At 26.8% G+C, this 25525-nt stretch carries 35 protein-coding genes; 2 read left to right on the top strand and 33 right to left on the bottom strand.

Features of this window, described 5'->3' with window-relative positions; all coding sequences use genetic code 11:
* From O212_RS0114675 to O212_RS0114505, 33 genes are all read right to left on the bottom strand, one after another.
* A partial coding sequence (locus O212_RS0114675; protein WP_024615848.1) for a phage tail protein occupies window positions 1-1618 on the bottom strand: 1618 nt, incomplete at its 3' end.
* A gap of 110 nt (window positions 1619-1728) precedes the next feature.
* Window positions 1729-2109: a hypothetical protein gene (locus O212_RS0114670; RefSeq protein ID WP_024615847.1), complete on the bottom strand. Its 381-nt coding sequence runs from the start codon at window positions 2107-2109 to the stop codon at window positions 1729-1731.
* A gap of 63 nt (window positions 2110-2172) precedes the next feature.
* Entirely contained in the window at window positions 2173-2424 is a 252-nt protein-coding gene (locus tag O212_RS0114665; RefSeq protein ID WP_024615846.1) for a hypothetical protein, read from the bottom strand.
* 17 nt (window positions 2425-2441) lie between these two features.
* Window positions 2442-3137: a phage tail domain-containing protein gene (locus tag O212_RS0114660; protein WP_024615845.1), complete on the bottom strand. Its 696-nt coding sequence runs from the start codon at window positions 3135-3137 to the stop codon at window positions 2442-2444.
* 2 nt (window positions 3138-3139) lie between these two features.
* Window positions 3140-6676, bottom strand: a complete 3537-nt coding sequence (locus O212_RS0114655) for a phage tail tape measure protein (protein ID WP_024615844.1) — start codon at window positions 6674-6676, stop codon at window positions 3140-3142.
* A gap of 234 nt (window positions 6677-6910) precedes the next feature.
* A complete protein-coding gene (locus tag O212_RS0114645; RefSeq protein WP_024615843.1) occupies window positions 6911-7231 on the bottom strand; it encodes a hypothetical protein in 321 nt (106 codons plus the stop codon).
* 15 nt (window positions 7232-7246) lie between these two features.
* Window positions 7247-7843: a major tail protein gene (locus tag O212_RS0114640; RefSeq protein WP_024615842.1), complete on the bottom strand. Its 597-nt coding sequence runs from the start codon at window positions 7841-7843 to the stop codon at window positions 7247-7249.
* 21 nt (window positions 7844-7864) lie between these two features.
* Entirely contained in the window at window positions 7865-8215 is a 351-nt protein-coding gene (locus O212_RS0114635) for a prohead protease (RefSeq protein WP_024615841.1), read from the bottom strand.
* Between the two features lie 5 nt (window positions 8216-8220).
* Entirely contained in the window at window positions 8221-8583 is a 363-nt protein-coding gene (locus tag O212_RS0114630) for an HK97-gp10 family putative phage morphogenesis protein (protein WP_024615840.1), read from the bottom strand.
* A gap of 37 nt (window positions 8584-8620) precedes the next feature.
* Window positions 8621-8965, bottom strand: a complete 345-nt coding sequence (locus O212_RS0114625; protein WP_024615839.1) for a phage head closure protein — start codon at window positions 8963-8965, stop codon at window positions 8621-8623.
* A complete protein-coding gene (locus O212_RS0114620) occupies window positions 8958-9257 on the bottom strand; it encodes a head-tail connector protein (RefSeq protein WP_024615838.1) in 300 nt (99 codons plus the stop codon). The genes O212_RS0114625 and O212_RS0114620 overlap by 8 nt, the downstream gene beginning before the upstream one ends.
* A 14-nt stretch (window positions 9258-9271) precedes the next feature.
* On the bottom strand, window positions 9272-10438 hold the full coding sequence (locus tag O212_RS0114615; RefSeq protein ID WP_024615837.1) for a phage major capsid protein: 1167 nt from the start codon (window positions 10436-10438) through the stop codon (window positions 9272-9274).
* 37 nt (window positions 10439-10475) lie between these two features.
* On the bottom strand, window positions 10476-11321 hold the full coding sequence (locus O212_RS0114610) for a head maturation protease, ClpP-related (protein WP_024615836.1): 846 nt from the start codon (window positions 11319-11321) through the stop codon (window positions 10476-10478).
* Window positions 11314-12585, bottom strand: coding sequence for a phage portal protein (locus O212_RS0114605; RefSeq protein ID WP_035279628.1), 1272 nt, complete (start codon window positions 12583-12585; stop codon window positions 11314-11316). Before O212_RS0114605 ends, O212_RS0114610 begins: the two co-directional genes overlap by 8 nt.
* 7 nt (window positions 12586-12592) lie before the next feature.
* Window positions 12593-14317 carry a terminase TerL endonuclease subunit gene (locus O212_RS0114600; protein ID WP_024615834.1) on the bottom strand — a complete coding sequence of 575 codons (1725 nt, stop codon included), beginning with the start codon at window positions 14315-14317 and terminating at the stop codon, window positions 12593-12595.
* A gap of 8 nt (window positions 14318-14325) precedes the next feature.
* Window positions 14326-14847, bottom strand: coding sequence for a phage terminase small subunit P27 family (locus tag O212_RS0114595; protein WP_024615833.1), 522 nt, complete (start codon window positions 14845-14847; stop codon window positions 14326-14328).
* Window positions 14848-14948: 101 nt separating this feature from the next.
* Window positions 14949-15380, bottom strand: a complete 432-nt coding sequence (locus O212_RS0114590; RefSeq protein ID WP_024615832.1) for an HNH endonuclease signature motif containing protein — start codon at window positions 15378-15380, stop codon at window positions 14949-14951.
* Window positions 15381-15443: 63 nt separating this feature from the next.
* Complete coding sequence (locus tag O212_RS0114585; RefSeq protein ID WP_024615831.1) at window positions 15444-16235, bottom strand: hypothetical protein; 792 nt, start codon at window positions 16233-16235, stop codon at window positions 15444-15446.
* Between the two features lie 167 nt (window positions 16236-16402).
* A complete protein-coding gene (locus O212_RS0114580; protein WP_024615830.1) occupies window positions 16403-16951 on the bottom strand; it encodes a site-specific integrase in 549 nt (182 codons plus the stop codon).
* Window positions 16948-17154, bottom strand: a complete 207-nt coding sequence (locus O212_RS0114575; RefSeq protein WP_024615829.1) for a hypothetical protein — start codon at window positions 17152-17154, stop codon at window positions 16948-16950. Before O212_RS0114575 ends, O212_RS0114580 begins: the two co-directional genes overlap by 4 nt.
* A 191-nt stretch (window positions 17155-17345) precedes the next feature.
* The gene (locus tag O212_RS0114570) at window positions 17346-17819 is read right to left on the bottom strand and encodes a DUF722 domain-containing protein (protein WP_024615828.1); all 474 of its coding nucleotides are present in this window, start codon (window positions 17817-17819) and stop codon (window positions 17346-17348) included.
* 144 nt (window positions 17820-17963) lie between these two features.
* On the bottom strand, window positions 17964-18176 hold the full coding sequence (locus tag O212_RS0114565; RefSeq protein WP_024615827.1) for a hypothetical protein: 213 nt from the start codon (window positions 18174-18176) through the stop codon (window positions 17964-17966).
* Between the two features lie 3 nt (window positions 18177-18179).
* Window positions 18180-18371, bottom strand: coding sequence for a hypothetical protein (locus tag O212_RS0114560; RefSeq protein ID WP_024615826.1), 192 nt, complete (start codon window positions 18369-18371; stop codon window positions 18180-18182).
* A gap of 251 nt (window positions 18372-18622) precedes the next feature.
* A complete protein-coding gene (locus O212_RS16520; RefSeq protein ID WP_024615825.1) occupies window positions 18623-19018 on the bottom strand; it encodes a barstar family protein in 396 nt (131 codons plus the stop codon).
* A gap of 252 nt (window positions 19019-19270) precedes the next feature.
* A complete protein-coding gene (locus O212_RS0114550) occupies window positions 19271-19669 on the bottom strand; it encodes a single-stranded DNA-binding protein (RefSeq protein ID WP_024615824.1) in 399 nt (132 codons plus the stop codon).
* Between the two features lie 2 nt (window positions 19670-19671).
* Complete coding sequence (locus O212_RS0114545) at window positions 19672-19923, bottom strand: MazG nucleotide pyrophosphohydrolase domain-containing protein (protein WP_024615823.1); 252 nt, start codon at window positions 19921-19923, stop codon at window positions 19672-19674.
* 18 nt (window positions 19924-19941) lie between these two features.
* Window positions 19942-20130, bottom strand: coding sequence for a hypothetical protein (locus O212_RS0114540; RefSeq protein ID WP_024615822.1), 189 nt, complete (start codon window positions 20128-20130; stop codon window positions 19942-19944).
* Between the two features lie 182 nt (window positions 20131-20312).
* A complete protein-coding gene (gene dnaB, locus O212_RS0114535) occupies window positions 20313-21614 on the bottom strand; it encodes a replicative DNA helicase (RefSeq protein ID WP_024615821.1) in 1302 nt (433 codons plus the stop codon).
* A 15-nt stretch (window positions 21615-21629) separates the two neighbouring features.
* Window positions 21630-22391 (bottom strand): conserved phage C-terminal domain-containing protein, encoded by a 762-nt coding sequence (locus O212_RS16310; protein WP_024615820.1) that lies wholly within the window; start codon window positions 22389-22391, stop codon window positions 21630-21632.
* A 46-nt stretch (window positions 22392-22437) separates the two neighbouring features.
* On the bottom strand, window positions 22438-22569 hold the full coding sequence (locus O212_RS17060; protein ID WP_278244719.1) for a hypothetical protein: 132 nt from the start codon (window positions 22567-22569) through the stop codon (window positions 22438-22440).
* Window positions 22570-22722: 153 nt separating this feature from the next.
* Window positions 22723-22881 (bottom strand): hypothetical protein, encoded by a 159-nt coding sequence (locus tag O212_RS16725; RefSeq protein WP_160166422.1) that lies wholly within the window; start codon window positions 22879-22881, stop codon window positions 22723-22725.
* 49 nt (window positions 22882-22930) lie between these two features.
* A complete protein-coding gene (locus O212_RS0114510; RefSeq protein ID WP_024615819.1) occupies window positions 22931-23425 on the bottom strand; it encodes a hypothetical protein in 495 nt (164 codons plus the stop codon).
* A 54-nt stretch (window positions 23426-23479) separates the two neighbouring features.
* Complete coding sequence (locus tag O212_RS0114505; RefSeq protein WP_024615818.1) at window positions 23480-23671, bottom strand: helix-turn-helix domain-containing protein; 192 nt, start codon at window positions 23669-23671, stop codon at window positions 23480-23482.
* 161 nt (window positions 23672-23832) lie between these two features.
* Here O212_RS0114505 and O212_RS0114500 point away from each other — a divergent pair, with 161 nt between their 5' ends.
* Both O212_RS0114500 and O212_RS0114495 read left to right on the top strand, forming a co-directional pair.
* Window positions 23833-24180 (top strand): XRE family transcriptional regulator, encoded by a 348-nt coding sequence (locus tag O212_RS0114500; protein WP_024615817.1) that lies wholly within the window; start codon window positions 23833-23835, stop codon window positions 24178-24180.
* A gap of 89 nt (window positions 24181-24269) precedes the next feature.
* Window positions 24270-25385, top strand: coding sequence for a hypothetical protein (locus tag O212_RS0114495; protein WP_024615816.1), 1116 nt, complete (start codon window positions 24270-24272; stop codon window positions 25383-25385).
* Window positions 25386-25525: the final 140 nt, after the last annotated feature.

The following is a 25525-nucleotide window of genomic DNA, read 5'->3' as shown; positions in this document are numbered from 1 at the left end:
CATCTTTTGCTCTTATGAGTAGTCCATAATCACTTGTATTATCTTGTTTTCTATATTCTCCTAAAATAACCCTATTAAGATTATTTCTATTAACTAATATTTGATTACCTACAATTTCTATAGTTCCATCTGCACTGACAATTTTATGTTTACTGGTAATAAATTCTCCAGCTTCTAATTTATTTACACTTAAAGAGCTAATTTGTGCTGATCCTATAGCACCCTCTGCGATTATTCCACTTCCTGCAGTTATAGAATTAGCTTTGAAATTCTTTGCTGTAAGATTTCCAGCAAGTTGATTTTCTACACTAAGTGTTTTACCTTCTAAAATTCCAACTCTTTCTACCGCTACATTAAGTTCATTTACATTAGCTTTTCCAATAAGTGCTGTTTGAATTTCAGCTTTAACTGAATTTAATTGTGTTATATCAGCTTTTGTAAGTATAGCTTGGCCAGCTTTTAATATTGCTGCATTTAAATTTTGTATATTGCCTTTTATAACATGTATTTCAGCTGCTTCTATTACATTAGCTTTAAAGTTATCTATTTTATTACTACTTATTCCACCATCTTCAAATGCTTCACCATCTAAAGTTCCATCATCTAAAGTAATATTATCTACAGTATCAGCTGCATCTTGGAATTGAGTTTGTATATCTTCAAATTTTAAAGTAGCATTAGCAAGTTCTATTGTATCTTTATTATGATCTTGTGGATATTCTATTGTTTTAATTATTCTTTGTTTCTCTTTAAGTTTATTTCTCTTTGAAATTAAAGTTATATCATCACCTAATTTATAATCTAAAATATTATATTTAGGATTCAATTTTGATAAATTAATAATACTTGCAGTATAAGCTCTATAAGGTTTGCTTAATTCATTAAGTTTGGCTTTTGCATCTTCAAGTAAACTTTCCTTAATAGTATATCTATCATCATTCCAATAAATTGTTTTAACTTTATTAGAATATTGATAATTTTCTACGTAATTTTTATTGTTGTTTATAGATTCTATAGTAAGTCCATCTTTTCCAACTGGTATTACCCTAGTAACATAAGAATATGAATTACTTTGAACTTGTAATGACTTTAAATTTAAATCTTCAATGAAATAAGTTCCTTTATCTTGGCCAAGGTGTTCATATATTTCGATTTTCTTTTCTAAAGTATTAAATGTTATATCAACTCTATATATTGATTTTATTTCTTTTATAATATCCCAACTAGAGCAATTAGTTTTTCTTACTGTTCTTTTCTTTTTTATATTATTTTCTGCTACAGTCCAGCCAGTACCAACTATAGCAAGATTTAAAGCTGCAGTTATAGTTTGTTCTATACTTTCATATCTATCAAAGGTTTTTCCTTCTAATTCTTCTATATTTAATTTACATATAAAAGTAGTGTAATTATCTTGAATATCCTTTTCTTTAATTACAAATTCATTTTGTTTATTTCTTATATAGCCTTCTTCTTCTATATCAAAGTAGTATTTAGAATTTTTAGAATATAAAAAAGAAAGTGTTTTATCTCCATTTTCTAATACACTTTCTATACATAAATCTTTATATTCTATTAATCCAGCAATTTTATTTTTATTTTTATCGAATAATTGTAACAAACATTAACCTCCCTTCTTTTATAGAATGTTAAGTTTATATTGCTTTTTATCCATAAACATTTTAAAAAATACCAGGATAAATTTTAAATTTTCAATACAAAGTACGAATATTATTCCTCTAACATGAAATCAATACACATAATTTCATTTGCTGTCATATCATAACCATTTAATAAATCTAATTTAAACTTATGAACATCAATTTCAACTACAATCTCTTGTAGATCCTTCATATCTTTATTCCATTTATCTATTTTTTCAGGATTTATAGAATAATTACCATCTTCTATTTTAAGATTGCCATCTTCATCTTTTAGACAACATTCATCTAATATTTTTTCTCTTCCTTTATTGTAGTGCTTTAATTCACTTTCTATTTTTGAAATATTTTTACCTATTGCATAACTAACCTTAACTGGTAACTTTCTATTACTTATTTCTCCTAACATTCCTACTTTTTCTATTATTTCTTTATTTGTTAACTTTGCCATTTTAAAATCCTTCTTTCTTTTATTTTTAATATAAAAAGAGCTTACATTAAGTAAGCTCTTAAACTAGAATACAAAACAATTTAATTTTTTCCCTTCTTCAGTAGCTGTTGTTCTAAATTTTATTACTTCTGCTGATACTGATTGACTGTTTGCTAAAAATAACTCTTGATTAGTTACATAAGTTTGAATATTTGCAACTCCACTTTCTTTTAAAGAACAATTCATATTTAAAACTGGTTGTCCTTTTACTGATACATTTCCAGTTAAAGTTAAAGATTTTTCTATTACACTTGTTACATCTTGATTTTCTGACATTTTAAATTCCTTCTTTCTTATATATATCTTGGTTTATATTTTATTGCTATATCGCAATTATTTTTACTAAATGTTATTGTATTAGGTCCTGGTAATAAAAAAGGAAACTCCCAAAAGTCAGTATCTAAAAACTTGTTAATACCTTCTTCTAAAACAGTTCCCTCTTCTCCATTTAATATTATCTTTTTTCCTTTTTTTAAATTCTTTATTATTATAGGATCATTGGCCAATCCTTGTATATTTAAATCAATTAAATCTACACTTGGAATAATCTCAACAATTGCTGGCACTTTATAGTTTCCTGAAACATTTATAGTTTTATTAGAAACTCTATTTAAATTTTCTGTTTGAATATTCCCTATATTATATCCATAAATGTTTAATTTAAATTTACCTCTTATTTGTTTTAAGCTTGCTTTATCTGAATTATTAGTTAATATACATAGAAATCTTAAATCTCTATCTTTAAAATATAATTCAAAAGGTTTTATCATTAACTTTAATAGATTACTTTTATCAATAAAGTATTGTTTTTTATCTAATGAATTTACTAATAATGTTACACCAATAGGATTAAGACCTACTTCGTCATCTAAAAATATAGGAAATGATTTTATTAAATTAATATCTTGACATTTAACTGTAGAATTTTGTATATCTACTTCTAAAACTTGTGCATTAAATTTTTTAATATCTATATTATTAATTAACAAAATTATCTCCTCCTTTTAGTACTTAAAGCTAATTTATTTGAAACTCTAGGAACTACTATTCTATCAATTTCTTCACCTGCTATAGAAATAGGTATTATTATATCACCGTCATTTCCACCACTGTTTTTAAGCATTGATTCAAGTACTCCCCTTGCAGTTTCTCTTGCAGTTTCTAAAACCATTTGTTCACTCATTTCATGATTATATATTCTAGTTCCTGAAGGTAAATCGTATAACTCTTCCCCTCTTTCATGTAAATAAGTTAATCCACCTTTGAAATATGAGTTTCCAGTCCAGTTGCCATCAGGTTTATGTCCTTCTGTAACATATCTAGTAGTTACAGTTGTTGTTTTAGGTTGTGGCCACCAACTATTCCACCAATCCTTTAACTTATCCCAATTGCTTTTTACATCACCAGTTGTAGTATTTACATCTGAACTTATATTAGAATTCATAGATGTTATTTTATCTACTGCTTCTCTTCTTGTTGCTTCAGCTGCTTTTACAGTTTCATCTTTTTGTTTCTTTGCATCTGCTATAAGTTTTTCAGCTTGTTCACTGCTTATAACTTTACTTTCATCTCTCATTCTAATTATTTCAGCTAATCTTTTATCACACTCATCATTTGCGGCCTGAACAGAATCATCTCTTAATTTGTTAAGTTGTTTTATTTTCTCTGAAGCCATTTCAGCAGTTATATTTTCATCATGATCTTTCATTCTTTCAAGTATAACTTTAGATTCAACTTCATTTTTACTTAATGTTTTAACTGCATTTTCTTTCATTTCATTTTGAAGTTTGTCAATTTTTTTAGCTTCATCATCAGTAATTTGTCTATGTTTATTAGCTGCATTTTGAATAATACTATTAATTTGAGTTTGAATATCATCTATATTACCTTTTTTCTTATTCCAGCTATCAGTAGTTTTTTTCAATATTTCTGCTTCTTCTTTTGTTGTAAGAACATTAGATTTTGCAAAGAAATCCTTTTGACTTTTTAATTCATCATTCTTTTTCTGATCTAATCCTTTTTTTATTTTATCGCCCATGTCTTTATAAAGCTTTTGTAGATCTGTTGATTGTTTTTTAGTTATAGCAGTACTTTTATTTAAAGTATCTGTAAAATCTTTTATAGTTTGGTCTTTCTGTTTTTTAGTAAGTCCTTTAGTTCCATTTACCATAGCAGTATATTGTTTTATTATTTCATCTTTATTTTTCTTAGTTAATACACCAGTATCACTAACAAGTTTTTTAAAGTTAACTGTCATAGCTTGTCTTTGTTCAGTAGATAATTTACTTGATTTCTTACTCATTTCAGTGAAGTTTTTCAATACAGCATCTTTAGCACTTTTAGTAAAAGTATCACTATGAATTCTTAAATCCATTAATGAACTACTCGCTTTTTTATCCATATCTAAATAAGATTGAACAGCAGTTTTAGTGCTATCACTTATTTTTATAGTATCTGTTTGAACTTTAGCTGTCATACTTCCGTATGCTCCACTAACTTGTGTAGAACTATAAATTGCTTTATCTGCAAATAAATCTACTGCAGGTGTAGCACTTTCATTTAAATATTGTGCTGTTTTATATCCAGCATATCCAACAGCAGCTACAGCTCCTACCCCTATTGCAATTGGTGCTGCAACACTAGCTAATGTTGCACCAAGTCCACTTGCAGCAACAGTTGCTCCAGTAGTTGCCATTGCAGTTCCTTCAGCTGCCGCTCCAACTGCTGCGGTTGCAGTTGTTGCTACTTCAGCACCCTTTGCAAATAATCCAAAGAAACCTCCTATACTACTTCCAATATTAATTAGTCCGCCAATACCTTTAGATATTTTACCGATACCACTTACAACTGGTCCAGTAGCAATAGCAACCATTCCAGCTTTAACTATAAATTCTTGTGTTTCAGGACTTAAATTACTAAACTTATCAGCTAAATTACCTACCCATTCAGCAACATCTTTTATAGCTGGAGCTGCCGCCTTTAAAGTTTTTATACCAGCGGTTTCTAATGCTCCAAAAGCTTGCTCTATACTTGCCTTTGTATTATCTTGCATTGTTCTTGCCATTTCATCAGCAGCACCATCACTCTTTTTAAGTGAATCAGTTAATTCATTAAGTTTTGATGGTCCAGCTGCTACTAAAGTAAGCATACCTGACATAGCTTCTTGACCAAAGATTGTACTTATAGCTTGTTGTTTTTGTTGGTCTGTTAATCCTTTTGTACTTTGTTGTAAATTCCCTATAATCTGATTTAAAGGCAACATTTTTCCATGAGCATCAAAGGCAGTAAATCCGATTTCTTTCATCTTTTCAGCTGCTTCTTTGCTTGGATCAGCTAATTTACTTAAAGCAGCTCTAAGGGTTGTACCAGCTTGACTCCCCTTAATATTTGCATCAGCCATAATACCAACTGCTGCAGTTACTTCTTCAAGGCTTTGACCAGCTGAATGTGCAACTGGAGCAATATATTTCATAGCTTCACCAGTATCAGATATAGCTGCATTTGTATCAGCAGCATTCTTAGCTAATACATCTGCTACATGACCTGCTTGGCTTGCTTCAAGTCCAAACCCTCTAAGAGTACCAGTCATTATTTCAGTAGTTGATGCTAAATCTTCTCCACTACTAGCACTAGCATCTAAAGTTCCAGGCATAGCTTCCATTATTTCATTAGTAGAAAAACCAGCACTTGCTAAGTTTTCCATACCTTCAGCACATTCATTTGCACTAAATGCAGTTTTAGCTCCTAAATCTAAAGCTTGATTTTGAAGTTTTTCAAAACCATCTCCAGTAGCTCCACTTATAGCCTTAACTCTAGACATTTGAGATTCAAAGTCCATTCCAACTTTTCCAGCTGCTACAGCAACTCCAGCAAGTGGTAAACTTACATGTGTAGTTAAAGTACTTCCAACCTTTTCGGCTTTTTCTCCAACTTTTTTAAAACCTTCTGAAGCATCTTCTAATTGTTTTTTTGCACTTTTAAAACCTTTTGTATTCTCTAACTTTTTATTAAAGTCATTTAAAGATTTAGTTGTTTTATTAACTTGTTCTTCAGCATTGTTTAAGCTATTTTCATAATTTTGTATTCTTTTAGCATTATTTTCTATACTTCTATCTACTTTGTCATATTGTTCTTGTAAATCTTTAAGTTTTTCTTCACTGTTTCTAACAGCTACATTATTATTTCCATAAGTATTTTTTAAAGCTTCTAATTTAGCTTTTTCTTGTTCTAAAGATTTACTTAATTTATCTCTTTCAGAAATATTTTTTTCAAGAGTATTACTAGCTTTATCTATACTTTCTTTGTATAATTCAATCTTTTTAGATTGTAATTCTATTTGCTTTTTTAAACTTTCTTGAACCTTAGTTACACTTTGAGTAGTATGGCCAAATGCTTCAAGTCCGCTTTGAGCTGCTCTTAATTCACTTCTATTATTTTTAATTTCTGAATTTATTCCTTTTAAGGTACTAGAATAACCACTATCATCTAGTACCATTTTGGCTGTAATTCTTTTTTCTAAATCACTCATTGTTCCTCCCTTCTTATAAGAAAGGTATTTCGTCTATGTTAACTACTTTTTCGACATATCCATCTGTTACATTCTCATTTTCGTTTTCAGATGTAGAAGTAAGTTCTTCGATAAGATCAGCAATTTCTTTATATGTACTATCAAAGAATTCACTTCTACTATAATTTAAATGTTTTTTTGCAATAAAAAAGAGCCTATTAATATTAAACGGCCTTTCATTTATATCTTGTTTTTCTATTTTTTTTTATTATTTTCAGTATCTTCTTTACTTTGCTTAACACCCATATAATCAAGATAAATATTAGTTGCAAGGGGAACAATTTCTTTTGTCATTTGATTAGGAGTTATTTTTTCAATTAGTTCCCCTTCTGATAGTTCTCTTGTTATGCATGAACATGATATAACTCTTATAGAGTTGCTATATAAATTTTGAGCATTCATAACTCCATTTATAACCTTACCGAAATTATCATATTTTTCATCTATATCTATGATAGTTCCGTTAGTCATTTTAAATTCTAATTCTTCACCTGCTAAATTTAATTTTCTTTTCATGAAATAGCCTCCTTATTAATGAACTGCATCTGTTTTCTCTTCTGGTATAGTAACTTGATTAAAGAAACTTTTTAAAAATTCTTCTGTTACATTTGGACTATCATTATCAACCTTATAATTCCAAAGTCCATTAGATAATGGTCTAAAGCTTGCATCTATTTTTTTTGCTTGGAAATTTGACTTCCCTTCCTTCGCCTTTATATCTTCATCAGATAAGCCAAAAGTACCAGCGTATAATATTCCATACCTAGTTCCTCCTTGAGCTTTTTCTGCTTCATACATAATAGCTAAAGTTGGAGCTATATCATTATCATTTCTAATAACACCACCAGTCTTAGCAAGTTTATGTCCCATAACATAACATTCGTCTTCATCTGTTAAATCAGTAATATTTACAGTTACAGCTATATCCTGTAATGTTTGTTCTTCTAGGATTTTTCTTCCTTCATGATAGTAAGGATCACTATTTTGTTTTGGTTTTATTGTTATTTGCTTTACACCTTCCAGATAACGTGGTTTATCATAAGTTATAGAATCTCCTTCAGTAAGTAAATGAGCTACAAATAACTTACTTACATTTACTATTGGTACTATTTTTTGTTTTACTGTCATTTAAAACACCTCTCTTTATAATTAATAAGGCAACGAGATATTAAATCTCATTGCCTTATGGTTTAATTTCTTTTTATCTTCATATAAATCTACAGCTTGATCTCTGTTAAAACCTGCTGATATCATTTTTTCTTTTATAGTTTTAGCTAATTTAATGTAGTTTCCAGTATCAAAAACATCTATTTGTACTAAATACTTTGTATAATCCTCTTTGCCTTCACTAAATTCGTCACCAGTTTCACTGATAACCTCATATTCAACATAAGGAGTTTTAGGATCATTAGCATGTAAGAAATATACTTTCTTATCAGCAGTTAAATTTAAAATTTCGTCAGAATTTAATGTTTGGGCCAACAACTTATTAATATCTATTAAAATCACCTCATTTTTTCAAAGATAATTTCAGCTACTGCAGCAACTGCTTTAGTAGAATTTTTTTCTACACTTCTATCGAAATATCCGACATGAGCTTTTTGTTCACTTGTACCGAAATTTTGAAATATATCATAAAATGCTTTACTTCTTGCAATTCCTTCTGTAGCTAACTCCTTCTGTCTTACAGTAGTTTTTATTTCTGCTAGTTCTCCAGTTGGCCCAACTGGAGTATCATCTTCTAAACCTTTTGCAATAACTTCTATTCCTGCTTTAACACCTTTTCTTTTATCACTAAAATCTAAAACCATATTTTCTAATAACTTTTCATATTCTTCTAATCCTTCTACTTCTATTCCACTAGCCATAAATTTCTCCAAATAAAAATAGAGCCTTATAGCTCTTTTATAGTACTATTGAACATCTTATATCTATAAACTCATGTCTATTGTCAAAATCGCTAACTGGTGGCAATATATCGTAATAGAATCCTTTGTATTTTATTCTAAACTTTTTATTTGCTCCAGGAACTAATAAAGCTTTTGTTTTATTGCAATATCTAACAGTAAAAGTTACTATATTCTCACTATTATCTGATTTTGCTGCAATAAAATCTTTTCCTTTTATAGTTCTATATCCAGCCCAGCATTTATAATAAAAATCCCATTCTGGAGTTTCAAAGTTATCATCATCTAGTTTTAAATTAATAGTTTCAAATTCAATTCTTTCAGTTAAATTACACCTAGCCATTTGTATCACCTTCAAATTTTAATTGGGTTAATATACTTTGTAGAGTAAATCTAATTTTTTGAGTTACATTTAAATTCTTAGTAGAATTTTCAGTTAATGCTCTATCTTTAAACCATTCATTAACTAAAACCCTACAATATAATTTAGCTCTTTTATTTGTACTATCAAACTTTTTACCAGTTGCTGCATATAAATATTCTTCAGCTACTTCTATTAATTCATTTAATAGATCATCTTCATCATCATAATCAACTTTTAAATATTCTTTAACTTCTTCTAAAGATAGTATCATTTAAATCACCTTATTTATTTTTTTGGTGTAGCTAATGTTATTTGGCCTTTGATAATAGCTTCTGTATCAACTTCTTGTATATCAAGTCTTTCTCTTACTTTTAATCCTGCTAAATCTTTATTCCAATAGCTATCACCTTGTGTATTCATTTCAACTGAAAGGGTTTCTCTATCAAATAGAGTAATAGCTTCTTTAAAGCAACCACAATAAATAGGTGCTTTTCCTTCGACACTTTTTAAAGTTTTATTAGAAATTCTTTTAACTGGATAAATTCCAAATAATAATGTTTTAGTAGATTGTACTGGATCAGGTTGTAAAATATATTTACCATTTGTATCTTTTAATTTATCTAAATAATTAAATCCATCTTGATTAGTTACAACAACAGACATTGCTGCAATACTTGGATCTAAAGCAACATTAAATATATCCTTTAAATCATCTAATGTTGAAACTTCTTTTTCCTTACCTTTTGTAATTTCATCAGCTTTTTTAAGAATTAAGAAATTTCTTGTAACCTTAGCTTTTTTAGCTATCCATTTTCTTAAATATGCTTGAATATTTTCTGCTGAATCTTGTATTAACTCTCTTGTTACTTTTAATGTTCCACCTTTCTTTTTTACAGAATATTTAACTTGCTTAAATTGTGGTGTATCTACTTCAGGGAAATCTCCTTCTTCTTCTATATTGTCAAATGGAGTTGATTCAGCATCAATTTCAACTACCCTAGAACCACTTAATGTAGTTACTGGTTCAACATTAACAAGCTCTTCTAAAGAATCCTCACTTCTTCTTAATTCTTTTACTTCAGTTCTTATTTCTTGTGGAACTGTTAAACCACCATCTGCAGCAGAACCCTCACTCATCTTATTTATTATTTCTTTATCCTCTGCACTTATAGAGCTTTCTGTTAATCTTGCTTTTATTGCATTAACAAATGCATTTATTTCTTTTTTTGAATCTGTAATTCCAAGTGATTTTCCTTTGTTTTGAATAGAATTCTTTTTATCTTCTTCATTTTCTTCATAAAGATCATATAAAACATTAAATTTTTCACTTAAATTTTTAAGTTCTTCTTTAGCTGCTTTAGCTTCTTCAATTTTATTTTCATCAACTAATTTTTTAACCTCTGATTTTTTATCGTTAATTTTATTTAATAAATCTAATAATTCTTTTGGCATTTTATATCCTCACTTTCTTTTTTAAAAAAATAAAGATTTAGTATAAATCTAAATCTTCTAATATTTTTGCTTTTTCTTGTTCTATTTTATTTTGTGTATCTGTTCCATCAGTTTGATTTTTCAAAGCTTTTATAACTTTGTTAGCTATTTCTTCTCCATCAACTTTAATTATAATATTAGAGTTTTCTTCAGTTTTATTTTCAATCAAATCTTTAGGAATATTCTTATATTTATCAAAGAAATCAGATGTACATGCTACAGCTTCAACATCTTCCTCAACTTTCACATTGAAAATTTCAGCTGCTTTTTCACCAGTAAACCAAGATTCTTCATCCATAAGTTTTGATATTTCATCTTTTTCAATATTACTTTTAACATTTTCCATATATATATTTAAAATACTTTCTTTACAGCTATCTAATGTATTCGCTATTTTTCTTAAATCATTAGCATTATATGAATTCCATAGCATACATAAAGGATTATGAATCATAAAGTTAGCGTATTTTGGTATTATAACTTCATCACCAGCTAAAGCAATTACACTTGCAATACTTGCTGCTAATCCGTCTATATGGACTGTTTTTTTACCGTTATGCCTTTTTAACATACTATAAATAGCAATACCAGCAAAAACAGAACCTCCCCCAGAGTTTATATATATATCAATATCTTTTGAATTATCTAAATCCTTTAAAAAATCTGATACATCTTGTGGGCATTTATCTTCATCAAACCAATACGAACTCCAACTATCTGAAACAATATCTCCATAAAAATAGAGTTCTGCTTTTTCTTCAGTTTGATTTTTAATTTCTATTTTACCTTTATTTTGTACTTTTCCACTTTTATCTTTTACACTTAATTGTAGAATTTTAGGCACTCTTTTTTTCTCCTTTCTCGTATTGTTTTCCTACTTCAGTTAATGGTATGTAATTTCCATTAACTATTAATTGTTCCCCACCTTCTTTATGTGGTAAATCTAATTCTTCTCTTGCTTCATCAGGAGCATAAATTCCATTATTAACACCTTTAGATAATATCTCCATTTGTGTTTTACTATCTGTTCTTAAAATAACTTTTTCATTAAATTTATAATAAAAACCTTGTTCTATTGCACAATTAGATAACAATTTAAAATTTAATTCTTCTTCATATTGCTTTAATATAAATAATTCTGTATCAACATAAAAACTAATTTGTTGCATTTCGGAATTTCTATAACTAGATTTTTCATAATTATTTATCTGATTAGGTTTTATTCCAAATGCTCCAGCAATCTGTAAAGCACTATATTTTTTCAATTCATAAAATTGGCTATCAGTAAGTTTTATATTTAATGGAGTTATTTTCATACCTAAAGGAATAGGAATTATTTTTCCTGCATTATTAGATCCATTAGCAAACCTTTCTATTCCTGCTATAAGTTTATCTTCTTTTGCTTTATCTAAATCACCAGTATATTCAAGAGTCGCTTTAGCTGTAAGTCCATTCTTATATAAATTATTTATAAAGTTTTGACTTTCTACACTACCTTCTAATGTATATTTAAGAATTTCTCTTACTGGTTTACCTAAAATTCCGTCAAATGAAAAAGAAGTTTTAAAATGCAAAACTTCTAAACTGTTAAATATATATTGTTCTCCTGAATATTTATCTGTGTAGATATACCATAAAGAATCCTTATTACCGAAAATTCCTTTGTCGTCAATAATCGGTTGAACACAATCACTTGGCATTATCCATAAATCTTTTACTTTTAAATCTCCACCATATTTTTGCCTACTAAATTCTTTTCTAATGTAAACATAAGCATTGCCATAATGATTTCTATTATTTTCAACTGTAGCCCAAAAAATAGATGGTGTCATATATGGATTAGGCCTAACTTTCAATAGTTTATATACATCATCATTTATTTTAGCTTTAAGAACTCCTTTTTCGGTTCTTTGATATAATTTTATAGGCATTTTCCCTAAAGTTTCTGATAACATTTTTAAACAAGTAAAATATGTTATTTCACTTAAAATACTTTTATCTCTAGTTGTTATTCCAAGCCATTGCAATAATTCTTCACTTTGCATATCAACTGGTCTTTGTGGAACTATAAAATTTTTTATTCTTTTAAAAATCCCAATACTACTCACCCCCTTTCTAGTCCCAACCCATGATACTTAAATACTGGTCAACTGTTTCATTAATATCTCTTAATTTTTCATCTTTAAATGCTAATTTATAAGCATCTATAACTGCATCAACTGGATCTATTCTTTTTTGTCTTAAATCTTTATCTATTTTTATTTCACCATTTGAATTAGAAACTATCTTAGCATTTACAACTGACCAACTTAGCAATTCATTTTTCTTATTATATTTAATATTTCCAGCTTTACATTCAAGCCTAAAATCTTCTGTAGGATCATTAAGCCATTTACAAGATTGATATATTTCTATACAATCAAATCCTAATTCCTCTAAATCTTGTAAAAATGCATCTGCATTGTGAGGATCATATCCTAATTGAATAACCTTTATTTCATATTTTTCTATTAACTCTTTAAGATATTTAATTATATATCTGTAATCAGTTTTGATTCCTCCTAAAGTTTCTGTAACAGTTAATAAACCTGCTTCAATCCATGTATCATATGGAACATCATCAGTTTTTATATGTTCCTGAACTCTATTTTTAGGAATAAAACTATGTGAATGAATATAATATTTTTTAGTTCCTTTATTATCATAATAAACAAAAACAAGAGCTAAAGATGTTAAATCTCCACCACTAGATAAATCAAGTCCAGCGTAACACTCTTTACCTCTAAATAATTCTAAAGTATCCATAGTTTCTCCCTTCTTCCACTCACTTGGCCCTATATATTGGTCATCTGAAAACTCATACCATATATTTAATGATTTAGTTAAGAAATTTCTTAAATCTTCTCCACCTTTTTGTTTTGCTTCTTTGGCAAATCTTTTTAAATTCTCAAAACTTTTTGGTATTTTAGCCACTAAAGGATTAGCTTTAATCCAATTTTTCGAATCCCATATGTCATCTTCATTATCCATTTGTGCTATATAAATAAAGTACTCTTCGTTTGTTATTACACCTTCGACAACATTTTTACAATACTCCCATTCTTTATAGCAAGGACCATTCAAATTAAATCCAGCTGTAGTTATAATTGATATTAAACTTTCTGCTTGGTTAACAGAACCATCTTCAAGTAACTTAACCATTTGATTAGTTCTATGACTATGGTATTCATCTATTATTCCTCCATGAGGATCAAATCCATCAATAGTTCCTGTATCTCTACCTAATGCCATTATTTTGCCACCATTAATTAAACATTCAATTATTGCATCATGGTCTTTTATTTTAAATAATTCTTTTAAATCAGGTTCTATTTTTATGAATTTACTAGCCTGCTCCCAAACTATTCTAGCTTGTTTCATCTTTGTTGCAGTACAATATACTTGTGCATTTGTATAATTATCAAAACCCGATAATTTAATTCCTATTCCACTATTTAATAGTGATTTTGCATTTTTCCTAGCTAATTGTACATAAGATTTTCTAAATCTTCTATATCCAGTTTCTTTAGATACCCAACCAAACAAAGAACCAATTATAAAATCTTGAAATCCAAATAGTTCTACCTCTTGTCCTGCAATTTCACCATCTGTAAATCTTAAATCTTCAAAAAATTCTATCGCATCAATAGCTAACTCTAAATCAAACTCGTACTTATACAAAGCCAATTTTGAACTTTCTAAATTATCTAAATGACGTTTACAAGCTAATTTAACAAGTCTTCCTGCAATTTCTTTACCTTCAATAACATCTAGTGCATATTTCGTAACTCTGTCTAACATTTAATCACCTATATATACTTAGTAAACTTATTTGCAGGATTTTCTTTATCTTGTTTAGGAACTACTAATCTACATCTACTTGCTATGCTTAATCCAAGATCACTTGCTGTTTTTCTACAACTATTTAGAAGTTTAAGCTGCATCTTTAATAATCTTTCATAATCATCATCTACAATAGTGATTTGTTTAGTTTCAATAACATTTCCTTTATCGTCTTTTTTTTCAATTTCTATTTCTTTTGTAGGGCCTCTTATCTCAACATCTTTAGTAACTCTTAAATATTCGCTTCTAGTTTTAATAAAAAAAGATAGACAATCTATATCTAAATTAGATATAATTCCTATCTCAATTAATTCTTTTGCTATCTTTTTAAACTCTTTTTTTTCATCTTTTGATAAGTAATTTGGTGGTTTTACCTTATCATTTTTAGCCTTAATTTCATTGTTTTTTCTTTCTTCAATCTCTGATTTTGTAAGGTGTTTACGCCCTTTAAGCAAAACTAAATCAGTCGGTTGTCTAGGTCTTGCCATTTTTGATACCTCCTTTCAAAAAAATTCATTTAGGGAAAATCCGCGGAGAAAAAGTGCTAACCATGGACTTAGGAGATTCAGTAAAAATTTTTACTGTACCCCTACCCCTTTAGTAATTCCTTTAAAATTTCTTGCATTTCTTTTTTAGCTGCTTTATTTGTTTTATATTTCTTATGTACATAGTAGTGACACCTATTGCATAGGCATATAAGGTTGTCCATGCTTGTCCTCTTGCTCCAGTTCTCCTTTAATTCTTCAATATGGTGTACATTATCTACATATGAAATCTTGTTTTTACTTTCACATAATTTACAAAGACCATGATCTCTTTTCTTCACAGTATCTCTTGTAAATATCCAGTCTTTACTTACATAAAATCTTTGTTCTTTTACATCAGTTCTATTTGCTTTATATTTTTTGTATGTTTCTTTATTTAGAATCTTATCTCTTTTATTCAACTTAGACTGACATTCATCACACATCTTTAAAGTTTGTGGAATTAATTTTCCACATCTACAAAATTTTTTTAGCATTATTGTTCTCCTTAATAAAAAAAGGTGGAACTTGATTTAAATCAAATTCTACCTTTTTTATATTTAGTCACTATATTTATGTATTACATCATCAAGATATTGGTTTAATGTATTTAATTCATTAGAATAAAAATTAGTTATACTATTTAAATTCATTAAATTATTTTGAATATTTACTTCATCAAAGTTATTTAATACAAGATTATTTCCAACTCTAGGATAATTTAATTCATTTATTACATAAGTATTAAAAATACTATATCTACAATTTAAATAATTATTATTTAATACAAGAAATCCACTTCTAAATAATATATCGCCAGAAAGGCTTAGAGTTTCATTGTAGTAACTTTCTTTAAACTTTTCATATCTATTATAAAATTCAACAAATATAGATAATACATTTTCATTCATTTCATATGATAGTAGTTTATAAAATCTATCTTTTGTTTCATTTGACATAAAAATTATGTTATCTTGTACAAAATTTCTTCTACACATATTATCAAATTCTTGTTTAATAAGAGTACTGTTGGTTCTTTCAAAAATAATACGTTGATTAAAGTTTAATATTCCAGTAGTATAAGCAGCAATATCAGCTTTTAAAATTTTAGCTTCTCTAACTATATATAATTTTTCATCTTTTTCTTTTTTATTATCATTGAATGTTATAGTCCAGCATACACCAACCATCGTTAGTATACCACTAATAAATGATCCTAATAAAGTAAATATTATAACTAAATTATTATTATTTGAATTATTATATATATAAAGATAACATAGATAAAAAATTATAATACATATTATTATAGTTGTGATAAATATTTTTATATTATCATTTATTTTTTTCATTAATAATTCCCCCTTAATTTAATTATATAGTATAAGAAAATCATAGACAATATAATACCCCATAATATATATTGTGTGGCTTTTACTATATTTCCTTTATGCTTTATATAATCAAGGTTTAAAGGTATATTAAAAAATAAATGACACCTTATTATTTTATGTTACATTTAATAGATTTTAAAACCTTTAATCATTCTATTAATATGACTTTGTTCAACACCAATATAATGTAATGTTATTGATGGATCTGAATGATTAAATATTTTTTGAAGAGTGACTATATCTTTATATTGCATATAAAAATGATATCCAAATGTTTTTCTTAATGTATGAGTTCCTAAATTAAATAATCCAAATGTTTCACCAGTTTCTCTAAGAATTATATAAGCTTGTTTTCTACCAATTGGATTATTATATCCTTTTTGAGATTTTATTAAGAATTCATCTAAATCTTTATCTTCACAATACTTCCTTAATTCTCTTTTTAAAATTGGAGTCATTGGAAATATCTTTTGTTTTTTAGTTTTCTTTTCTCTTATACATATAGTTTCCTTACCCTTTATATCTCTTACCCTAAGCTTTAAAATATCACTTATTCTAAGACCTGAATTTATTCCTATTAGAAACATTATATAGTTTCTTTCACTATATTTTCTTAGATAGTTTGCAATTTCTTGAACTTTTGAACTATCTCTTATTGGTTCAACGTAATTCATTTTTGTCTTAAAGCTCCATTAACTCTTTTAAAGCTGCTATGCTTCATGCATTCATTTATACCTTGGCAAGGATCATATATAACAATTTCTTCTTCACAATTTCCACATTTATACCCATTGCATAAAGGTGAGAAAAATGAACAAGCACATTTTAATCTATTCCCTTCCCACTTCATATACATTGGTAAATTTCTTTTTTTCATCTTCTCACCTCAATCTAAAATAAATTCATAATATTTTTAAAATAAAAAGCATTTAGACTAATCAATTTATTAATCTAAATGCTTCTAAGGGGTTAGTGAAAAAATCATAACTTTTACAATATAATAATAACATCTATATGCGGTTTTTTAGTGAACTCATTACGAAGGAAAACAGTAATAAATCCGTATCTCTAAAAATTTTCAAATTTAAACTGTTTATATGGATTTATAAATAACATATAATACATATGATCAATAACTTTATTTCTTAATTTTGTTCTGCAGTAATCTCCACTAAAGCCTAAATTATATCCTATTTGATCCCAACTAAGTTGATTAAAGTTAAAGTATCTTAATTTTACTAATTTCTTTTCACTATCACTTAATATATCTAATGCATTATCTATCATATTAATAATATTTTGATTAGACATTAATTCCTTTTGTAATTTTTGTATTTTTCTTTCCTTCTCTAATAGTTCATTTTCTACTGAGGAGGTAATTTTATATGTAGGTCCAGTCTTTTCTTCATATGATATTGAAGAAGCTCCTTGATATGTTTTTGATATAATCTCTATTTCTAATAACTGATTTTTTATAGTTGCTTTTATTGTATTGTAATTACTTAATATATTTTCTACTTTTTTAAAATCTTTTTTATCCATAGCTACCTCCATTATAGAAAATTTTTATATTATTATATTCTGGCTAGGAGATACTATATAAAGTGATATGGGAGATATCACTTCCTTTCATATTAGCGTTTCATTTCCTAGCCAGGTTAATTCAGATTTTATGCCTATTACGAACTAATAAAACATATAATTTTGAAATAGTGGTATCTGTTCGTTCTTTGATTTATTACAATATTTATTTCTTAATGCATTAAATTCTTTTAAACCAACTTCTCTTACTTTATTAGTTTTGAAGTGTTTTTTAGCATCTTCTATATTTCCATGTCCTTCGTTCCAATCTAACATTGCACATATTTTTTCTTCATATAAATCATAATATCTTTTCATAATCTACCTTCTCACCTTCTTGCATAAATGTTCTACTTTTCTTATATCCTCTGTTCCTGTTGGTGAATAATTATTTTCTAAACAATCAATAAAATAAGGACAATAAACTTCTGAATTTATACAATATCCTTCTCTATTAAGGCATGTTCCTATTATTCTTTTAGCTTGTCTTTTCCATCTTTTGTTTTTAGCCATTTACTTTATCCTTTCTTAGTATTGCAAACTTATTTCATAAAATAAAATTCTTTAATTATTTTAAGTTCTTCATCATCTAAATTTAATTTATTTAATAGCTCTTTTTCTTCACAGCTTCTTTATATTAAGAATAAAAAATACCGCATATTCATTTTTGAATAATACGGTATTTTACTAGAATAATATTTGGTTTTATTTAATTGATTAAAAATAAATACTAAAAAATAAACTTTATATATATTTAAAAATTATTATCTTAATATTAATTCAATATCATCATGTTCATTTATTATTTCAATAATTATATCAAACAATGTTTCTTCTTTTTTCTTTTGTGCATTTTCAAGTAATTCTTTTACATAATTTATATTTGTCGGATGACATTCTTTTAACATATTTTTATAATGTCTAACAGTTTCATTATATCCTAAATCTGATTTACTTTTATTAGCGTTCTTCCATATAATAGTAATCGGCTCACAATATTCATGTACTCCGAAACCTCCATATAATAAATCATTAAAAGCATTTAAATTATGTCCTGTTTTCCACGTTAAATCTTTTGTAAAAACTCTATCAACTTCTATATAAAATTCATTAAGATTACTAAAATTGCATCCATCAATAATAAGTTCTTTCTTATTCATATATCCCCCTTATAATTATTGTTGTCATCAATTTATAAGAATCACGAATTAATTATAGCATATTTTGTAAATACCGTACTATTCAATTTTCAAAGATCAATTTTTCTTAACAAGTTTTCAATTTCTTTAAATTACGAATTAATTTTATTTTCCGATTTTATAATGGTGTCTTATTAATATTTTTATGATATACTTTGATTTTGTTTAAATTCAATTATCATTTACGAGTATATTATATTAGAGTATAAACTTTTAAAAAGGCATATCTCCATCATCTACTGGTGTCATATCGTCATCAAACTCCTTAAAATTATCAGTCTGATTTGAATTATCTGATTTATTATTTCCTATAAAATTAAATCTTTCTATAATCACATCTGTTGTATATCTTTTTATTCCATCTTTATCATAACTTCCAGTTCTTATATTTCCTTCTACCGCTATTTGATTGCCCTTTAATAAATATTGTGCTATTGTTTCTGCTGTTTTACCAAATGCAACACAATGTATAAAATCTGCTTCTTGATCTTTATCTTTTTGTTTTCTTCTATTAACTGCTAAAGTAAATCTAACTACTGCATTACCTGTATTTGGTGCAAATCTTAGTTCAGGATCTCTTGTTAATCTTCCTATTAATATAACTTTATTCACTACTAACTCTCCTCCTCAATCCTTTTAATTTGTCTTTGAAGTTTATACACTACCATATCTGAAAACTTATCATAATCAAAGAAATCAAATTCCTTTAATTGCTCCATCATTATATAAACATCTGCTATTTCTTCTAACATAGCTTCTTTATCTTGATGAGCTATTGCTACTGCAAGCTCATTTAATTCTTCTATTGCTTTATGAGCTTGTGCTTCTTCCCCATAATGATTCACTATCTTTTTTATATTATTCATTAAACTTCAACTCCTTATTTAATCAGCGATAAATACATGTCTTGTATCTTCACAATAAAAATTTTTAACATCTACATCTGATGCTTCAAGAACTTCTCTCATTTTCTTTTCTGCATTACTCCATGATGATGCAATAACATAGCTTGTACATTCTGACTTTAATCTATTTTTCCCGCTCCACTTTATTTTGTATAATGATTTACTCATATTATTTAACTCCTAACATCCACTTGATTTTCTTCTCATCTTGCATCTATTTTTTATATTGTCGCTAATTATAAACTGATATGAATTAAGCTCTTTTTCCCTTTTAAGCTACTTACGCTTTATATCTCTTATTGTCATTTCCATCATCTCATGTGGTGTATATTTTTTTAATAGATTCATATTTATCTTCTCCAATCTAAATTTGCAATCTTTTGAAGTTTATCTATATAAACAAATTTTAATGTTCCTGTTTTCCCATTTCTTTGTTTTGCTATAATCCACTCCATTAAATTTTTATCTTCAGTTTCTTGGTTGTAATATTCATCTCTATATGCAAACATAACCAAATCTGCATCTTGTTCTATATTCCCACTTTCTCTTAAATCTGAAAGCATTGGTCTTTTATCTGCTCTCATTTCAACTGCTCTACTAAGTTGGCATAACAATATAACATTTATGTCTAGCTCTTTTGCTAATAATTTTAATTGTCTTGTTATTTCTCCTATTGCATATGTTCTATTCTCTACTATTTTTATATCCATAAGTCCTAAATGATCTATTATTAAAACATCTAATCCATTGGATTTTTTCATTGCCTTTGCTTTAGCTTTTATAGTTAATGTATTTTGATAATCTGAGCAATCAGTTACCATATTCCCTCTCTTGGATAATTCATTATAAGTTTTACTTATCTTTAAAAATTCGTCATCATTTAGTTTTCCTAGCTGTAACTTATTAGCTTCTATATTGCTGTTATAAGCTAATCTTCTTATTCCAAGACTTTCTTCTGTCATTTCCATCTCTATAAGTCCAACCTTATAATTATTCTTAGCAAGTCCATCTGCCATATTTAAAGCTATAAGAGTCTTTCCCATGGAAGGCCTACCACCAATTACAAATAGTTCTCCTTTTTTTAAACCATTTGTTGCTTTATCAAAATCTATAAAACCAGTTCCCATTCCAGGTATTTCTCCACCATTTTGAAATCTTTTTTCTATTTCATTTAATGTCTTAGCAAAAAGCTCTTCATCATTTATAACTGTTTTTTTAGAATTAGTGTTATCTATAAGTTTTTCTTGCATATGGCCAATTATATGATCTGTTTTTTTACTCTCATCATATAAATCTGACATTGAATTATTAAGCTCTTTAATTGCTTCTCTCCTATATGACTTATCCTTTAAGATATTTATATAAGCATTAATATTAATATTTAATCCACCTGCTATTAGATCACTTATGTATGTTATGCCTCCAACATCATTTAAATTATCTTTTCCTATGCTATCTATCAAAGTTACAAGATCTATATCGCTTCCATTTGAAAATAACTTACACATATTTAAAAATATTATTTTATGTCTTTTTAAATAAAAGTCCTTTTCATTTAATCTTTCAATACATTCAATTATGTTTGAATTGTTGTGAAGTATAGCTCCTAATACTTCCATTTCTGCTTCAATTGCCTTTGGTAATTCTCTCATCTTTCTATATGCTCCTTAATCATCAAAACTAAAAGGTTTATACACACCTGATTTATTTTCGTTAACTTCTTTAGGTTTGCTAATTCTTTGATTTAAATATTCTTCAAATTTGCTTTGTCTAAAGAGTGTTGAAGGTCTTAAATATTTTTCATAGTCTGTACCCTTCCATTCAGTGTATTTATTATTAATTACTACTTTCATATCATCTACTGTAAATCCATCATTAAGTCTTGCTGATATTAAACTAATCGTTGATTTACTATTTGATTTATATTTTGTATTTGCTTTTGTATTTAAAAAGTCAATAATTTCTTTGCAAGCACTATATATATCTTTAATAGATGAATCTTTTAATAGATTAATATTTTGGTTAAACTTTTCAGTTAAAGGGGGTTGAACTTTTGAGTTTATAGGGTTAAACTTTTCAGTTGCTTGCTTTTGTGTATCAGAAGCTATAAGCTCCTTATATTTATTTCCAATACCGTAAAAAGAAAAAGTACCTCCTTTTTTAATTAATTTAAATTCTAATACTCCAGTATCAACTAAAGTCTTTAAACGCCTTCTAAGTGCTATTTTAGATTTAATACCAAGTATTGGTAATTCACTTAATAAAGTCTCATATTTAAGCCAATAATATGGCTTATCATCTATTATTTTTATAGTCATAGATCCACTATCTTTAAAATCTATAAAATACCTTAAGATAGATAAATCTTTATCATCTAAACCCATTTCTAACGCTTTAGCTTGGGAAAAACCCATAAAAGTAAATTTCATATTAGCTCTACCTCCTTTGAGGATTTTATGGTATAATTAAGGTGCTTTAATAAATTAGGTGGCTAACGCCATCTTTTTTTATATCCTTAATTACTGATCCATAAGCTTCTTTAAAGCTAAGTCCTCTAAAATATCTTTTTTCAATTTCATCAATTAAAATATTTATAGTTTCATCCATAAATTTCTCCTAAAATGTTGATATAACATGTCCATTCTTAACTGTTAAAAACAATCCTTTACAAGCTAATAAAATAGCTTCTTCTAATGTTACTTGTTTCATACTATATACCTCCATAATTTAAATTATGTAATCTCAAAGATCATAAGGCTATTAAGCCTGTTCTTCTTTTGATTTATAATATTCTTTTACTAATCGTCTACACTCTTCTACACCTAGACGTCTTAAAAGTGATTTAGCTGCAATTTTACCAAAAGCATCTTTACACTTTGCTGATGGTTGATTTTCTTCAATAACTGTTATTTTCCTCATCTAATCCCCTCCATAAAAATAATTTATGCTTGTCCCAAAGGACCTGTTACTAAAAATTTAAGTGTTTTTCTGCAATTATTTTTAATTCTGCTGCTCTTTTTTCTAATTTACTGAAGAAATCAATAATAACTTTTAATTCTTCTTGTTCTGAATCATCAATAATTCCATCTTCAACTATCTTTAATAAAGTTTTTTGAATCTCTTTACTGTTCTCTAAATCATTAGTTGCTGATATAGCGAATCTATAAAGATTTTCTATGTTTTGAACATCTATTGGTTGAGTAATTTTTTTACCTATAGGACATTCATTACAACAATAATTATTTAATAATTGTGGTGCATTATATGCATCGGCCATTATTACTACTTTATCTACTGGAACAACTTTGCATAAATCTAATTCATAATCAGTTAAAGAATCTTTAGATATTCCAAGATATTCTGAAGCTCCCTCCCTACTTGTAAACTTAGGATTATACTTTGCTGCTTCTTTTCTTGCTATGCAGTACACATTTTGTGCTGCTTTTGTTGGTTGTTTTGCCATGTATATTTTTCTCCTTTCATGAAATAATATAAATAAAGTTTGCTATAAGCAACATTAGTTTGCAAAAAAAATTTCTTCTATTGTTTTATTGAATAAATTAGAAATCCTTTTAGCTAATATTAAAGATACTCTTCTATTGTTATTTTCAATCATATTATATGTACTTACTGCAATACCTAATTTCTTTGCACATTCCTTTTGAGTCATATTTTGAGAGTTTCTATAATATTTCATTTTATTATTCATATAAAATCACCTCGTCTCATTTTGCAACCTTTAAGTTTATTATAGTGTCACAATTAGTGAATGTCAAGATAAAATGTTTCATTTTGTGACTTAACTTATCTTATAAATCGCTTTATTGTATAATTAAAATATATTCACAATATGTGAAAGGAGTTTGAACTATGAATTTAGGTGATAGAATCAAATCGCTAAGAACTTCTAATGATATTACACAAAAAGACTTAGCAGAATATCTTAATGTTGGTAGAAGTACCTTGTCACAATATGAAAGTGGTCAACGTATTCCTAATGATGAAATTAAAAATAAGATTGCAGATTACTTTAATGTTTCTTTAGATTATCTTATGGGAAAATCTAATATAAAAGAATCAGCTGAAGAATTACTAAAGGATCCTAGAGCTACTATTGCTCTTCATAATGATAATGGTATTGATGATGAATTACCTGAAGAAGCTAAAAAGGAAATTGAAAACTTTATTGAATATGTAAAAAATAAATATAAAAAATAATTGTGCATTAGCACTATTATTTTTTATATTTATATATGGTAAATTTTATTATTTTAGTATATTTTTATTTTAATTAGGGGGATTAAAAAATGGATTTAAAATACATTTCGTTAAATCATATTAATTTAGATACAAATCAAATTATAAAAAAAGAAGTCAATCTTAATGATGCTAGTAGTTATATTGATGATATAATTACTACTATATTTAATACTAAAAGTAAGAGACAATTTTATCCTTCTGGTGATTCGGAAGTATATCTTAATGTATTAAATAGTATAAATTTAAATATAGAAAATAAAAACCTATCTAAATGTGAAATTGCAGCAACTTTGTCTTCAGAAGTTAAACATAAAACTAATTCTTTAGATGAAAACTCTAATAAAAATTCAAAAAAGTTGCTAAAATCTCAAAAAACTGCTCAGGAAAGATATGGACATCTCAATAATATAAAAAAAGGTAGCTTAATTCAAGCATTAGTTGAAGATGGTGAGCAAAACTACTATGTACTTTGTCTAATTGAACATAATGACTTTTTAGATGAAGACGATTTAAAATTAAAAGGTGGTTTGCCTACATCAGATACAGCTGCATTGAAATCATGTATATTTTCTTTTGAAAATACTGATTTAATATCTGTATTCTTAACAGATTCATCACCTAAAATAGCAGATTATTGGTTCAATTCATTTTTAGAACTACAAGAAACAAGATCTGATTTATTAAATACTAAAAATGCATATAATAATATTTTAAGAATTATTAGAAATAAGTTTTCTAAAAACTATAAAGCTGATTTTAGTAAACTTCAAAATGCTCTTAGAGTTTATTTTCTTCAAAAAAAAGCTTTTGATTATAAAGATTGTGTTGATTTTCTTTTTGAAGATTATGAGCCAGAAGAACCTACAAATCCTGACCTTGAAACAATTGATACAGAAAAAATGAAAAAAGTTTTCTTAAATTCTATAGAAACTGACAATGATTTTGATTCAAAATTCCAAATAGATATAAAAGATATAAAGAATCAATTAATTAAGACAAAATATAAACTTAATAATTCAGTTACATTACAATTAAATAATACCTCAAAACATTTAGAAGACTTTTTTTATTCCTATACTATTGATGGAGAAAATGTTTTAATTATAAAAAATATTGATACATCAACATACGATAAATTTAATTTTAATTATAAAAATAATTGATTTTAATTTTATATTTTTTATAATTAAATAGAAGGAGGTATTATTATGAAAGATAAATTAAAATTTATTTTTACTGATGAAGAATTATTAAATCTAAAAATAGTAGATAACTTCACTAGTACTACTTTAACATTATTTTT

Source organism: Clostridium sp. Ade.TY, from assembly GCF_000498355.1.
In the GTDB taxonomy this organism is placed as follows: domain Bacteria; phylum Bacillota; class Clostridia; order Clostridiales; family Clostridiaceae; genus Clostridium.
This window is presented reverse-complemented; position numbering and strand designations above follow the sequence as displayed.